Here is a 14,921-nt window from a genome sequence, read left to right on the forward strand (position 1 = left end):
GGTGCTGCGGCCCCTTCGTCGTGTTCTGCTCGGCGCGCCTCGCATGCGCCCGCTTCAACAGGAACGCACGGCCCCGGTTGATACGTTCCACTCTCCACTGAATGATCACTCAGACGTTATCGAAGAGAGACAGATCCGCGCAGCTCAGAGCTGGGGTTCCGGCCCGCCTCAGACGGTCGTCGGGAGCGCTTTCGCGCCATCTTCGGTGACCCGGGTGGCTCCGAAGTACTCGGCCGTGTCGATGGGGTCGAACCGGATGACGGCCCCCGTGTAGGGCGCGTCGATCATGTACCCGCCCCCCACGTACATCCCGACGTGGTGGATGGCCCGCGAATTGTTGAGATCGGTGGAGAAGAACACCAGGTCCCCCGGCAGCAACTCGCTCCGCTTCGGATGCGGCCCGGCGTTGTACTGGTCGTTGGCGACCCGGGGCAGGGTGATCCCGACGCTCTCGTAGGCGGCCTTCGTCAGCCCGGAGCAGTCGAACCGTCCCCCCTGGTCAGCGGTGCCGTTCCCACCCCACAGATAGGGCGTGCCGAGCTTCTTCTGCGCGAAGTAGATGGCCCCGGCGGCCTGCTTGGAGGGATCCACCCGAGCAACGGGAGCGGCGAAGGACTTCTCGAGCGTGCGGATCGTCTTGACGTAGTTCTGCGTCTCACGGATGGAGGGAACGCCGCCCGCCCGGATGACGCGGTCGGGGCCCGCGTTGTAGGCGGCGAGCATGTTGTTCGTGGTGTCTCCGGGTACGCTTCTGACGTACTTCGCGAGGTCGCAGTCATAGGAGGCGGCCGATGGAATCGCGTCATTCGGATCCCAGATGTCGCGGTCACCGTCACCGTCACCGTCGACGCCGTGCGTGGCCCAGGTGCTGGGGATGAACTGTGCGATGCCGCGGGCGTCGGCATGGCTGACGATGTCCGGATCCCACCCGCTCTCCTGGTACAGCTGGGCTGCCAGCAGCGCCGGGTTGATGGTGGGGCAGAGGTTGCCCCACTTCTGCACGAGCGCCTGGTAGGCCGAGGGCACGGCTCCCTTGGCGAGCCCCACGCTCCCGGCCCCGACGCCGTTGACGAGGTTCCCGGCGACGACGTACACACCGACGACGAGGAGCATCACAAAGCTCACCCCGAGCCCGACCGCGGCTCCGCCCACCACCCAGACTTTTCGCACGCTTCAACCCTCCCCCACCACAACCCTGTTTACGGGTCTTTTCCCAACCTGTCCGTGTCGTGTGCGCTACTTCGAGACGAACCCGCGGCAGTCAATGGTGACGTACTTCTGCGGTGCCTGGACATGGAGGAAGAGCACGGTCCAGTCACCGGGGTCGTTCGCGACGGGAATCGCGTCGCCCGCCTTCTTGCCCCGCACGATCTGCCGGAAGTCGTCCGGGTAGGTCAGGTACACCCATTCGGTGCCCAGCGCGACGGGCTTGCTCGTGTATCCGAGGTCCACGTTGGCCTGCAGGCCCCCCTCGAAGGGCTTGCCGGTGTCCGCGTCTATGGCGTGGGGGGACTTCACGGCCACCGCCACGTAGTAGGGCGTCGTGGCGGCGGCCTTGAGCCGCAACCCGATCCGCCCCTTACCCGAGGTGTAGGGAGCGTCGGAGCCCTCCTCGGCGACCGACCCCAGGAACTGCTCGCTGCGCTCCTCCATGGGCAGATTGCACGTTCCCTCCCCGTGCTGTGACTGCGGGTCAGCCGTCCAGAAGTCGCGGGAGGGGTTCGTCTCCTCGACGTAGGCCGGCGGCTGGAGCTTCGACTCGTCGCCGCCGGCCGTCGTGGGCGCCGCCGAAGTCGCTCCGGCGCCTGACGCGCCGTCCGCACCCTTGTCTCCTTCGTCCTTCATGCCGGGAAGCAGGGTGAACGCCGCGACCGCCCCCAACCCGACGGCCAGCCCCGTCGCTCCCGCGATCAACCACGGCTTCCTACGCCCGGCCGCAGCAGAACGGACCGTCTGCGTGGGGGTGTACCCGTAGCCGTACGCAGGCGGCGCTGTCGGCAGGTCGTGCGGACCGAGGGGCGGGTACGCCGGAGCTGCCGACGGCCCGGGCGATGCGGCGGGAGTCCGGAACGAGGCGGCAGGGGTGGACGGGACCGCCTCCGCCAGTTCCGCGAGCCCCGCGTAGAACACGTCCTCCACGAGCGCCGACCGCACGCCGCACCACGCGATCAGCTCCCCGAGGCCGGGCCGGTCCGCAGGCTCCTTGGCCGCACACGAACCGATGAGCGCGGCCAAACCCGGTTCCACACCCTCGAGATCCATGGGCTCGTGGACGGCGCGGTAGCTCACCCCGGCGGGCTCTCCCGAGCCGAACGGAGGCCGGCCGGTGGCCGCGTAGGCGAGCGTCGCACCGAGCGCGAAGACGTCCGCAGCCGGTCCCGCCTCGTTGCGCAACAGCACCTCGGGAGCGGTGTAGCCCGGCGTCCCCGGGGCGAACCCCGCCTCGGTGAGAGCCGTCTGCGCCGCGCTCCGTGCGATGCCGAAGTCGATGAGCTGCGGACCCTGAGCGGCCAGGATGACGTTCTGCGGCTTGAGGTCCCGGTGGGTGACCCGCTGCGCGTGCACGGCTGCGAGCCCCTCGGCCAGCGCCGCGAGCAGACCCCGGCACGTCTCGACCGGCAGCGGCCCCCTGGCCGCCACCGCCCGGCTCAGCGTCGGCCCCGGCACATACTCCGTCGCCAGCCAGTACGGGGCCGTTTCCAGCGAGGCGTCGATGAGGTTGGCCGTGTACGCGCTGCGGACCGCCCGCACCGTCTCCACCTCGCGCCGGAACCGTGCCAGCGCTTCCGGATGGTCGACGATCTCGTCCCGGATGACCTTGATCGCCACGAGCCGTCCACCGGGCGAGCGCCCGAGGTAGACCTGCCCCATGCCACCTGCGCCGAGCCGCGCGAGAAGCGTGTGCGCGCCTATCCGCGCGGGGTCCTGAGCCTTCAGTACGTCCACCGCACCGACCTTGCCACATCGACCAGTTGGCCATGGAGGCGAGCCATGCCGCATGTCTCCGTGCGGCCGCTCCCACCCCCGGCGAGCCGGTCGGGTAAAGGACGGGCCGGGCCGACGCCAAGCATCGCCCAACGTTCGATCCTCAGATCGTCATGCGGAGCCATGATTCGGCAACCTGTGCGACCGGGTTCGGGCTCGGACATACGTTCCACCCCGTGAATCCTGAAGACGCCCCCCACAGATCCGTACAGCACCCCCCGGCCTCCGCCACCGCCCGTCGCGCGCTGCTGCGCGGCCTCGCCGGCACGGCGACCCTGGGCGGCCTCGCCCTCGCGGCGGCCCCCGCCTCCGCCGCCCCCCGCGCGACCGCCTCGCGCCACACTTCCCCGCGCGGTGCCGCGCCCCGGCCCGCCACCGCCGACCAGGCGCTGCGGGAACTCGCCGCGGGCAACCGGCGCTGGCGCACCTACTGCGAGCGTCATCCGGACGAGACGCCCACGGTCCGGACGAGCCTGACGGCGGGTCAGCATCCCTTCGCCGTGGTCCTCGGCTGCATCGACTCGCGCGTGCCGCCCGAGCTGGTGTTCGACCAAGGCCTCGGCGACCTGATGACCGTCCGCAGCGCGGGCGAGGTCCTCGACGAGGCCGTTCTGGGCAGCGTGGCCTACGGAGTGCTGGAACTGGGGATACCGCTGGTCATGGTGCTCGGGCACCAGTCGTGCGGCGCGGTGAAGGCCGCGGTGCAGGCGGACCGGTCCGGTGAGCGGCTGCCCGCCCACATCCAGTACCTGGCGGACCAGATATCCCCGGCCATCGACCGCACGAAGGACGGCGACGCCCGCGTCGACTCGACCGTCGACGCCAACATCAGGGCCGTCCGCTCACGTCTAGCCGCCGAGCCCGACCTCGCCGCGAAGATCTCCGCCGGCGAGCTGGCCGTCGTCGGCGCCCGCTACGAGCTCACCACCCAGCTCGTGCACCCCATCGCCTAGGGCTCCTGGGAATCGGAGGCCGCCTGCCGGTACAGCTGCGCGGCCTCGGGTCCCAGGACCACGCTGTACGAGACGTCGTCCGTGGATCCGCCCTGCTCGTGGCCGCCCAGTATGCCGACGACCTCCCCGTAACCGTTCACCCACGGGCTCCCGCTGGTGCCGCCGGAAAAGCCGGGGCAGGCTATGCGCTGCTGGGTGGCGGTGTGGACGGTGGGCCTGTTCACGCACCGGATCGGGTCCTCACCGGCGTTGGGGTACCCCGTGACGGTCACGGGCGTGGCCCCCGTCGCCGTCCCCGGGGCGAACCGGTTGCCGCCGACCACGTCCTCGACACCCTCGCCGTCCTGCTCCTCGAGCGCGGCGAACGCCACGTCGCTGTCCTCGTCCTGCCCCTGCGCCCAGCCGTCGGGCAGGAGGACCCTCGCGACCTTCCAGACCCCGTAGGGGGCCTCACCGTCCCGGTAGCCGGGGACGAACGCCAGGTCACCGCCGTCGATCAGACAGTGCGCCGCCGTGACGACGAGATCGCGGTGCGGGCTGTGCACCACGGACGCCGTGCACACGTGCTCGCCGGCCAGGCTGCCGGCGTCCGCGTCGTCCGTCGCGAACAGCGCGCCGACCTTCGCGGACTGCGGCGTCGACACGGCGACGGCCGTCACCCCCAGGGGCCCGGGCCCCCCGTCGGCGGCCGCCTCGGAGGCGGAGGTGACGGCCAGCAGCACGACCGCACCGAGCAGTGCTTTTCGGTTCATCGGATCCACTGTGTCCCACGAAGGTGAGAGAAGCGACAGATAGCACTTCCGACGCTACCCGCACGCGGCTCGCACAATCGTTCCCCTTTCGCTCCCCAGTACGTATGCCCCCCATCGGGCACCACAGACCCGCCGGCCCCCAGCCCTCGCCCGCGCCCGGCCTCACCCCCGACTCCCCGGCTCCCCGGCTCCCCGGCTTCCCGACTTCGCGCCTACGCGGGCCAGCGGCCCGGCGGTACGGCGGGCCTGGGGCCTGGGGCCTGGGGCCGGGGGCCTGGGGCCTGGGGCCGGGGGTGACACCGGCGAGGTGAAGTCCCGCCGCGCCGCGGCCACTTGGCCCACCCGACCCCCCGTAGGTCAAGTGGCGGCCATCGCCGCACCATCCGCCCGCCATTGATCAGCAATCACCCGACCCCCTCCGGTATTGCGGAGGTCAGGATTCCACCAGGCATCTTGTTGTCGCGTACTCAACAAAGGAACAGTCGTCGTGGGCCGCCGCCCGCCGCCGGGGACCACGTACCGGTGGCACGCATCACCCCCCACCCGCACCGCCCCTGTCACCCCGTCATCAGGAGCTGTCCGTTGCGTACGACGACTTCCCCCGCCTCCTCCGCCAGATCCGGCCGGCGCCGCCGCACCGGTGCGTCGATCCTCGGTGCCGCCGCCCTCGTGCTCGCCGGACTCGGCACCGCGGCCCAGGCGAACGCGGCACCCGCCACCCCCGCCGCCCATACGGCCTCCTCGAAGGTCACCTGGGCGGCCACCCCTTGTGCCACCCCCAAGCACAAGGGTGACCTGACCTGCAACTCCTTCCGCGTCACCGGCGGCACCACCGCCTTCCAGAAGGAACGCGCCGCCGACACCGGCAAGGCCGCCGCCGTCACCCCGAAGGCGGCCGCCGCCGGCCCCACCGGCTACGGCCCGTCCGACCTCCAGGACGCCTACGGCCTGACCGGCGCCGCATCGAGCAACGGCTCCGGCGAGACCATCGCGATCGTCGACGCGTACGACGACCCGAACGCCGCCGCCGACCTCGCCAAGTACCGCTCCTACTACGGTCTCCCCGCCTGCACGGTGGCCAACGGCTGCTTCAAGAAGGTGAGCCAGACCGGCTCGACGACCTCGCTGCCCTCCGCCGACAGCGGCTGGGCCGAGGAGGAGTCCCTCGACCTCGACATGGCCAGCGCCGTCTGCCCGAACTGCAAGATCCTGCTCGTCGAGGCCGCCTCCGCGTCCATGGCCAACCTCGGCAAGGCCGTGAACGAGGCCGTGACGCTGGGCGCGAAATTCGTCTCCAACAGCTACGGCGGCTCCGAGTCCTCCTCGGACACCTCCTACGACACCTCGTACTTCAAGCACGCCGGCGTCGCCATCACGGTCAGCGCGGGCGACGAGGGCTACGGGGCCGAGTACCCCGCCTCCTCCAAGTACGTGACGTCCGTCGGCGGCACCGCCCTGTCCACGTCCTCGAACTCCCGCGGCTGGACCGAGAAGGTCTGGAACACCAGTTCCACCGAGGGCACCGGCTCGGGCTGCTCCGCCTACGACGCCAAGCCGACCTGGCAGACCGACACCGGCTGCGCCAAGCGCACCGTCTCCGACGTCTCGGCCGTGGCCGACCCGGCGACCGGCGTCTCCGTCTACGACTCCTACGGCGTCACCGCCGGCTGGTACACCTTCGGCGGCACCAGCGCCTCCTCGCCCATCATCGCCGCCGTCTACGCCCTCGCCGGCACCCCCGGCAGCAGCGACTACCCGGCCTCGTACCCCTACGCGGCCGCCGGCACCTCCGCCCTGAACGACGTCACCAGCGGCAGCAACGGCACCTGCTCCTCCAGCGCCTCCTACCTCTGCACCGCCCGCTCCGGCTACGACGGCCCCACCGGCCTCGGCACTCCCGAGGGGACGGACGCCTTCACCGGATGACCTGACCTCCCGTCACACCGAACAGCCACAGGGGGCCGTGGGGGCCACCCGTGGCGAAAGGGCGAACGGGCCGCGGCACCCAGCCGCGGCCCGTTCGCCCTTCCTCGTGAGAACATCGAAACGTACGCTCACCCGACCGGCCGTCAGAAACCGCACGGGGCCGTGAAGTGGGCTAACGACGGAACCACACCACAGGTTCCGCTCCGGCCTCGTTGCCCGGCGTGACCTGCCGTGATACACAGAGTGACCATACGAGCTATTCGTACGAATCCCGCCCGTCAATGACGCCAAGTCGACATACGAAGGCGACTTTGTCGGCGAGAATGAGACGTGACCTCTGCACACCGGCAGAGGGCGACGGAACTACCCACCAGGGGCGGTGACTTACATGCTGTTCGCGGCCGACAAGGGCGACATCAACACCATCATCGGCGGGATCGCTCCCGACTGGGGGCCCTTCGGCAGCCTGGGCAACGAGGCCAAGGTGATGATCGAGGTCGTGATGGCGGTCGCCATCCTCCTCTGCCTCGGCATCGCCATCTGGGGTGCGGCCAAACAGCGCATCGGCGCGACGGCCCTGCGGGACACCTTCAGCGCGGAACAGGGCAAGGGCCTCATCATCGCCGGGCTGACAGGCGTCTTCATCATCGGCTCCCTGGGGACGCTGTTCACGATCGTGTACGGCATGGCCGTGTAGCTGCGGCCACCGCACCACCCCCAGTCCCGTCCGGGCACGCCCGGCCCCCCGTCCCCACCCACCTGTCGTGCCCACCGGCTGAGGTTGCGTTTCCCTGATGTCCCTGATGTCGAGTCACCACACCGCGCCCGCGCGGGAACCAGCACGGCTACCGTCGTACTTCTACGCGTTCCGGTACGGCAACGAGGGGGCGTACCCGGCATGACTCCCGGCGACGAAAACGACTACGGCGAACCCACCCGCACCGACGAGGGCCATCGCTACGGCGGAACACGCCTCCGGCTGCCCGAGGACGACCCCTACGGCGGAGCCCGCAGAACCGCCCGCGGCCCCTCGCGCAGCATGGTGACGGTGGTCGGCGTCGTCGTCGTGCTGATCGCGGCGATCGCCTTCGCGAACCGTGGAGGAGACGATTCCTCTTCCGGGCCGTCCGCTTCGACCGGCGGCGACAAGCCGAACGCCACCAGCACGACACCCACCGGCACCAAGCCGGTCCGGACGACGACGGGCGGCATCCCCTCGGGATTCGCCCACACCCGGCAGGGAGCCGAGTCGGCCGCCGCCAACTTCGCGGTCGCCCTGGGCTCGACCGGCATGTTCCACAAGGACAGTCGGCACGACCTCCTCGACACCGTCTACACCACCGCCGCTGCGGCCAAACTGCAGGCCGCCATGGACCAGGCGTATTCGTCCGACTTCCTCGCGAGGATGGGCCTCGACGCCGACGGCAACGCGCCGAAGGGCGACACCTTCGTCTCCCGCGTGGTGCCGGTGGGCACCACCGCCCAGTCCTACTCCGCCGCCAAGGCCAAGGTCGCTGTCTGGTACCTGGGCCTCATCGGCATGTCCGGGACGACCTCGACCGACCCGGTCACCTCGTCGTGGAAGACCTGGACCTTCGACCTCCAGTGGACCGACGGCGACTGGAAGATCGTCGACGACGCACAACAGGACGGCCCCGCGCCGGTCCCGGGCGACGACACCGCCGCCACGTCCGACGAGATCAGCAAGGCCATCGAGGAGTACGGAGGGTTCACGTATGCCCGGTAAGCCGCGCCGTCTGCTCCGGCTCGCCGGAGTCGTGACAGCCGTCCAGACCTCGGCCGTGCTGCTGGCCACCCGCGCCGTCGCGGACCCCACCCCCTCGCCGACGCCGTCCCCATCCGCCAGCCTGGACTGCAGCCTCATCCCCGGAGAGGCCAAGAAGTACTGCGAGAGGGGCAACGCGGGCTCGGGCACCACCACCAACCCCGGCGTCTCCGACACCCTCGACCCCCTCTCCTCACTCGCCAAGGGCTGCGCCGACGCCGCCTCCTGGACCGTCGACAAGCTCAGCGACGCGGTGAAGGACACGGCGAACGTCGACTTCACCAACGAGCGGTTCCTCAAGCAGTACGCCGTCGTCTTCGCCGCCTCGACCGTCCTGACGCTCCTGTTGTGGCTGCTGGCCGTCGCCAAGCGGGCGGTACGCGGAGTGCCCCTGACCACCGCCATCGGCGAAGCCGTCGGGTTCCTCTGGCTGACCGTCCTGGCCTCCGCCTTCACCCCCCTCGTCCTCTACACCGTCGTCTCCGCCACGGACGGCATCACGGACGTCCTCGCCAAGACGACCGGCAACCAGACCGACACGTTCTTCGGCACCTTCTCGCAGGCCCTCGCCAAGGGCGAGAACATCGGCGGCGGCCCGATCATGCTGATCGTCGTGTCCCTGGTGTCGATCCTCGCCGCCGGAGTGCTGTGGCTGGAGCTCGTCATCCGGGCCGCCCTGCTCTACGTCGGCGCGCTGCTCGGCACGGTCGTCTACGCGGGACTGGTCGACAAGAACCTGTGGAGCCACGTCCGCCGCTGGGCCGGCATCATGATCGCCGTCATCCTCGTCAAGCCGGTCATCGTGATAGTGCTCGGCCTGGCCGGAGCGCTGTCCTCCGCCGACGGCCCGGACTCCTTCTCCGCCGTCGTCTCCGGCCTCTCCATCATCCTGCTCGCCATCTTCGCCAGCGCGATGATCTACCGTTTCGTCCCCGGCTTCGGCGACGAGATCGCCAACGGCCGCAACAACCGCATCATGCAGGGAGCCGAGGGCAAGGCCGCCGCCGTCATCAGCTCCCCGGCGAACCTGGTCGCCCAGGGCATCAAGACGCACAGCACCCGCGCGGAGAACAGCGGCTCGTCCGGATCCGCCGGCGGCCGCCCCGCCAACCCGGTGTCCGGCGGGGTCGCCGCGCACAGCTCACGCACCTCGAACGGGGGCGGCGGATCTGTCCCCTCCGCCGCGCCCGCACCCCGCGCGAGCAGCCCCGTCAACACCCCGCACGCCGGCAACACCCGAAACAGCAGCAACAACCGCACGGGAGGTGAAGGGCGTTGACGACTGATTCCCACGTGTCCCACGCGATCACGCCCCGCCGTACATATCTGATCGGCCGCGCCCGGCCGAACGCGATCGTCGGCCGCAACCGCGAGTCCGGCGAGATCGCGCTCATCGTCATCGGCGCGTTCCTCGGCATGATGTGCGGCCTCCTCGTCCCCGTCCTCGCCCTGCGCATCGTCCTGCTGAGCGGCTTCCCCATGCTCGCGCTGGCCGCGGTGTACGTGCCGTACAAGCACCGCACGTTCTACAAGTGGTTCGAGATCAACCGCAGCTACAAGCGCACCCTGCGCCGGGGCACCACCTACCGCTCGACGGCCTCGGAGGCCGGCACCCGCCTGGACGGCCAGGAGATCGAGGTCGGCCCCCCGCCGGGCATCGGCCGCATCAACTGGCTGGCCGCCCCCTTCGGCCCCGACGAGATCGCCGTCCTCCTGCACGCGGACCGGCGCACGGTGACCGCCGCCATCGAGATCGAGGGCCCGGGCGTCGGCCTGCGCGACAGCGAGGACCAGGAAGCCCTCGTCGACCGCTTCGGCACCCTCCTCAAGCACGTGGCCAACGGCGACGGCTTCGTCACCCGGCTGCAGATACTCGCCCGCACCCTCCCCGCCGACCCCGACGCTCACGCCAAGGACGTCGCCGTCCGCGGGGACGAGAGGTCGCCCGACTGGCTGGCACGCTCCTACGACCAGCTCCAGTCCATGGTGTCCACCAGCAGCGAGCAGCACCGCGCCTACCTCGTCGCCTGTATGCACTACACCCGCGAACTGGCCGCCGAGGCACACGCGATGGCCCGCGCCGCCCACCCCCGGTCGGGCCGCAAGCTGGACCGCGACGCCGGCCTCGCCGTCGTCATGGCCCGCGAGCTCACGGACATCTGTTCCCGCCTCCAGGAGGCGGACATCCGCGTCCGCCAGCCGCTGGGCCAGGGCCGGCTGTCCTCCCTCGTCCACTCCATGTACGACCCGGACCACCCCATCGACCACATCCAGGCCATGACCAGGCGCAACGCCTGGCCGGCCGAGCTGGACGCCATGGAGCCGACGTACCTCCAGGCCAAGACCCGCGAATCGTCCACCCGCGCCCCCTGGTGCCACGCCACGGCCTGGGTGAAGGAGTGGCCGATGACCCCGGTCGGCGTCAACTTCCTGGCTCCCCTGCTGGTCCACACCCCGGACGTCATCCGCACGGTCGCCGTCACGATGGACCTCGAACCCACCGAGGTCGCCATCGAGCGCATGCTCACGGAGAAGACGAACGACGACGCGGAGGCCAGCCGCGCCGCCAAGATGAACCGGACCGTCGACCCGCGCGACGTCGCCGCCCACTCCCGTCTCGACCAGCGCGGCGAGGACCTGGCGTCCGGCGCGGCCGGCGTGAACCTGGTCGGCTACATCACGGTCTCCTCCCGCAACCCCGAGGCCCTCGCCCGCGACAAGCGGACGATCAGGGCGTCGGCCGGCAAGTCGTACCTGAAGCTGGAGTGGTGCGACCGGGAGCACCACCGTGCGTTCGTGAACACCCTCCCGTTCGCCACCGGAATCCGAAGGTAGGGGCTTCACATGCGGGACCCGATGTCCGTCCTCACCGACGCCTTCACGTCCTTCCTGTTCGGCAAGGTGGAGACGACCCGCCTTCCGGTCCGCACCTCCACCGGCCAGGCCCAGGCGGTCTACCTCCCCACGGCCGCCCCCGGCCTCGGCGACTCCGGCGTCATCATCGGCCGCGAGGTCTACTCCGGGAAGGGCTACATCTACGACCCCTTCCAGCTGTACGGCCAGCAGCTGCCCGCTCCGCACTGGCTCGTCCTCGGCGAGTCCGGCAACGGCAAGTCGGCCCTGGAGAAGACCTACGTCCTGCGCCAGCTCCGCTTCCGCGACCGCCAGGTCGTCGTCCTGGACGCCCAGGGCGAGGACGGCGTCGGCGAATGGAACCTCATCGCGCAGGCGCTGGGAATAACCCCCATCCGTCTGGACCCGATGGCCGCCCTGGACATGGGGATCCGCCTCAACCCCCTGGACCCGTCGATCACCACGACGGGCCAGCTCGCGCTGCTGCGCACGATCATCGAGGTGGCGATGGGCCACGGCCTCGACGAGCGTTCCGGTTTCGCGCTCAAGGTCGCCCACGCCTACGTCAACGAGACGATCGTCGATCGCCAGCCGGTCCTCACCGACATCGTCGAGCAACTGCGCCACCCCGAACCGGAGTCGGCGGAGGCGATGAACGTCGCCATAGACGACGTGCGGGCCTGGGGCCTGGACGTCGCCCTGGTCCTGGACCGCCTGGTCGACGGCGACCTGCGCGGTATGTTCGACGGCCCGACGACGGTCGGCATCGACCTGGACGCGCCGCTGATCGTGTTCGACCTGTCCCACATCGACCGCAACTCGATCGCCATGCCGATCCTGATGGCGATCGTCGGGGTCTGGCTGGAGCACACCTGGATCCGCCCCGACCGGAAGAAGCGCATCTTCCTGGTCGAGGAGGCCTGGCACATCATCAGCAGCCCGTTCGTGGCCCAGCTCTTCCAGCGGCTGCTGAAGTTCGGCCGGCGTCTCGGCCTGTCCTTCGTGGCCGTCGTCCACCACCTGTCCGACGTGGTGGACGGAGCGGCGGCGAAGGAGGCCGCCGCCATCCTGAAGATGGCCTCCACCAGGACGATCTACGCCCAGAAGACGGACGAGGCGAGAGCGACCGGCCGGGTGCTGGGCCTGCCCCGCTGGGCCGTGGAGATCATCCCGACCCTCACCCCGGGCATCGCCGTGTGGGACGTCAACGGCAACGTCCAGGTCGTCAAGCACCTGGTCACCGAGACGGAACGCCCGCTGGTCTTCACTGACCGCGCCATGACGGAGTCCTCCGCCGACCGCATCGCAGACGACGACGCTCTGCTCGCCGCCGAGCTGGAGCAGGAACGCCGGGCGGCGGCCTTCATGGAACAGCACATCACCGACCTGGACGGCTCGTCCGAGTCGACCGTGGCGTAGCGGGCGGGGTGGTCATGAGACCGGGTGACGGGCATCGCCACGACAGCCACGGCTCCGGCCCGGGCCCCGGGCAGGGAGGCATCCCCGACGGCCTGCTCGTCGGCATACTGGCCTTCCTGCTCGGCATGACACTCCTCGTCTGGACGGCCACCGGACTGTCGGCCCTCCTCGCCCACGGTTCCTGGCCGTCCGGGGTCACCTTCACACGCACCCCCCTGGCCATGCGCCACCTCGTCGCCGCGCCCCACGACGTCCCCGGCGCGTGGCCCGAGGCGGACGCCGCGCAGTTCTCCGGCTACGGCCTCTTCTGGGGTCTGCTCATCGGCCAGCTGATGGTCCTGCTCGTGCTCACGGTGTTCGTGATGGGCACGTTGGCCCGCTGGCGGGCGGTACGCGCCCACCGAAGGGCGAACCGGACGTCCCCCGAGCCGGCCGTGCAGCCCCCGCACCACGAGGTGCCCACCCCGAGGACCGAGGCGACGCCGACGGGCCCGGGCGCCCGCACCGAGCCGGCCCCGCACACCCAGCCCGTCGCGCACCCCGGCGCGCCGGCCGTCCCGCCGACGGACCGGCAGCCCGTGACGGCAACCCCGTCCTCCCCGCCCCCGTCGCCTTCCCCGTCGTCTCCGGCCGGGCCGCCGCGGCCCGAGGCCGTCCTCGCGCCCTCCCACGGATGGGAGGCCTCCCGCACCGACGGCGGGACGCTCCACTACGCGCCCCCCGCGGCCCGGTACGCCCTCGCCGCCCAGGCCGTCCGGGACGCCGAGGGCCCGGCCCTCGTCCTCACGTCCGACCCCGCCCTCTGGCAGGACACCAAGGACGGCCGCGCCAAGCTGGGCCCGGTCCACCTCTACGACCCGGCGCACCGCTGCGACACCCCGGCCCGCCTCCACTGGTCCCCCATCGCCGGCTGCGAGGACAGACCGACCGCGGCCTCCCGCGCCGCGGCGCTCCTCACGCCCGTGCGCCCCACGGCCCGCCTGGACCAGGCGGTGGCCGAGACCGCCGAGACCCTGCTCCGCAGCTATCTCCACGCCGCGGCCATCGACGGACGTACGGTCCGCCACGTCCACCGCTGGTCCCAGGGCACCGGCGTCCAGGAAGCGGTCCGCGCCCTGCGCACCAACCCCAAGGCAGCCCCGGGTGCGGCCGGCGAGCTCGAGGCCGCCCTGACCGCCCACCCCGAACGCCGGGACATCGCCCAGGAACTGACGGCCCGTGCCCTCTCCGCCCTCTCCACGGTCAACATCCGCGAGGCGTGCACTCCCAACCGAACTGATGCCCTTGCCTTGGATTCCTTCGTGGACGAAGGGGGCACTCTTTATGTGCTCGGTGAATCTCTCGAGGACCCCAGGAGCAGCCCCGGCGCGATGCCACTCCTGACGGCCCTCGTCTCCAGCGTGGTCGAGCGCGGCCGGCGCATGGCCGAACGGTCATCCTCCGGTCGCCTCGACCCACCACTGACTCTCGTCCTCGACGATGTGGCGGCCGTGGCCCCGATCCCCCAGCTTCCCGACCTCCTGGCCGCGGGAACCGACCGGGGCCTGCCCACCCTGGCCCTGCTCCGCTCCCGCGAACAGGGCAGGGCCCGCTGGCCGCACCACGAACTACCGGTCTGACGCCCCGGGACGCTCGAGGGCGTACTCGTACTCGTTCTCCTCGGGCCCCTCGCCCAACAGCACGGTCCGCCCGGTCGGCACGAACCCCGCCTTGCGGTACGCCCCCTGCGCCCGCAGGTTCCGCTCGTGCACGAGGAGCCGCACCCGTTCCAGCCCCAGCTCCCAGGCCCAGCCCGCGGCGGCGTCGAGAAGCGCCCGCGTCATCCCGCTTCCCCGCCACTCCTTCCGCACGAAGACGCCGACGACATGCCCCTGTCGTCGCTCGACGGGCTCGCCGGCCCAGTCCACGCTGCCCGCCTCCTCCACGAGCACGGTGACCGTGCCCGCCCACTGCCCGTCCTCCGCCTCGGCGATGTACTGCCGAGCTCCGACGGACCCTTCGGCCGCCCCGGTGGCCCGCTCCTGCCAGAAGGAGTCCGGCCGAGCCGCAGCCGTCTCATACGTCTCCAGAAAAGCGAGCGGCGCCGCCGGATCCTCGAGCGCGAGCAACCTCAGCGCTTTGACCGAGGCCCACTCCTCGGGGCGTACCACCCGAACCACATACGTGTACATGCAAAGCACAGTAGCCCCTGAGCTCCGCCTCCGAAATGCGTTTTTAACGCAGAAAACCCCCGTGCCGAATGGCACG

12 protein-coding genes are annotated in these 14,921 nt (G+C 71.0%); 8 read left to right on the plus strand and 4 right to left on the minus strand.

The window, feature by feature from the left end:
* Nucleotides 1–168: 168 nt before the first annotated feature.
* Together QF032_RS18715 and QF032_RS18720 are read right to left on the minus strand one after the other, a co-directional pair.
* The gene (locus QF032_RS18715; protein ID WP_373430480.1) at nt 169–1,113 is read right to left on the minus strand and encodes a C40 family peptidase; all 945 of its coding nucleotides are present in this window, start codon (nt 1,111–1,113) and stop codon (nt 169–171) included.
* A 123-nt stretch (nt 1,114–1,236) separates the two neighbouring features.
* Nucleotides 1,237–2,946, minus strand: coding sequence for a serine/threonine-protein kinase (locus QF032_RS18720; RefSeq protein WP_307056662.1), 1,710 nt, complete (start codon nt 2,944–2,946; stop codon nt 1,237–1,239).
* 215 nt (nt 2,947–3,161) lie between these two features.
* Between QF032_RS18720 and QF032_RS18725 the strand changes: the two genes are divergently transcribed.
* On the plus strand, nt 3,162–3,938 hold the full coding sequence (locus QF032_RS18725; RefSeq protein ID WP_307056664.1) for a carbonic anhydrase: 777 nt from the start codon (nt 3,162–3,164) through the stop codon (nt 3,936–3,938).
* On the opposite strand, the gene QF032_RS18730 is transcribed toward QF032_RS18725, so the two are convergent.
* On the minus strand, nt 3,935–4,690 hold the full coding sequence (locus QF032_RS18730) for a trypsin-like serine peptidase (protein ID WP_307056666.1): 756 nt from the start codon (nt 4,688–4,690) through the stop codon (nt 3,935–3,937). The genes QF032_RS18725 and QF032_RS18730 overlap by 4 nt on opposite strands.
* Before the next feature lie 582 nt (nt 4,691–5,272).
* On the opposite strand from QF032_RS18730, the gene QF032_RS18735 reads away from it, so the two are divergent.
* From QF032_RS18735 to QF032_RS18765, 7 genes are all read left to right on the plus strand, one after another.
* The gene (locus QF032_RS18735) at nt 5,273–6,616 is read left to right on the plus strand and encodes a S53 family peptidase (protein ID WP_307056668.1); all 1,344 of its coding nucleotides are present in this window, start codon (nt 5,273–5,275) and stop codon (nt 6,614–6,616) included.
* Between the two features lie 388 nt (nt 6,617–7,004).
* Entirely contained in the window at nt 7,005–7,313 is a 309-nt protein-coding gene (locus tag QF032_RS18740) for a hypothetical protein (RefSeq protein WP_003991275.1), read from the plus strand.
* A gap of 201 nt (nt 7,314–7,514) precedes the next feature.
* Entirely contained in the window at nt 7,515–8,363 is an 849-nt protein-coding gene (locus tag QF032_RS18745) for a hypothetical protein (protein ID WP_307056670.1), read from the plus strand.
* On the plus strand, nt 8,353–9,681 hold the full coding sequence (locus tag QF032_RS18750; RefSeq protein ID WP_307056672.1) for a hypothetical protein: 1,329 nt from the start codon (nt 8,353–8,355) through the stop codon (nt 9,679–9,681). The genes QF032_RS18745 and QF032_RS18750 overlap by 11 nt, the downstream gene beginning before the upstream one ends.
* A complete protein-coding gene (locus QF032_RS18755; RefSeq protein WP_307044157.1) occupies nt 9,678–11,237 on the plus strand; it encodes an SCO6880 family protein in 1,560 nt (519 codons plus the stop codon). The genes QF032_RS18750 and QF032_RS18755 overlap by 4 nt, the downstream gene beginning before the upstream one ends.
* Nucleotides 11,238–11,246: 9 nt before the next feature.
* A complete protein-coding gene (locus QF032_RS18760; protein ID WP_307044159.1) occupies nt 11,247–12,674 on the plus strand; it encodes an ATP-binding protein in 1,428 nt (475 codons plus the stop codon).
* A gap of 14 nt (nt 12,675–12,688) precedes the next feature.
* The gene (locus QF032_RS18765; RefSeq protein ID WP_307056674.1) at nt 12,689–14,293 is read left to right on the plus strand and encodes a type IV secretory system conjugative DNA transfer family protein; all 1,605 of its coding nucleotides are present in this window, start codon (nt 12,689–12,691) and stop codon (nt 14,291–14,293) included.
* Here the strand turns inward: QF032_RS18765 and QF032_RS18770 are convergent.
* The gene (locus QF032_RS18770) at nt 14,282–14,845 is read right to left on the minus strand and encodes a GNAT family N-acetyltransferase (protein ID WP_307056676.1); all 564 of its coding nucleotides are present in this window, start codon (nt 14,843–14,845) and stop codon (nt 14,282–14,284) included. The genes QF032_RS18765 and QF032_RS18770 overlap by 12 nt on opposite strands.
* Between the last annotated feature and the right edge of the window lie 76 nt (nt 14,846–14,921).

The sequence above is a fragment of the Streptomyces achromogenes genome (assembly GCF_030816715.1).
Classification (GTDB): domain Bacteria; phylum Actinomycetota; class Actinomycetes; order Streptomycetales; family Streptomycetaceae; genus Streptomyces; species Streptomyces achromogenes_A.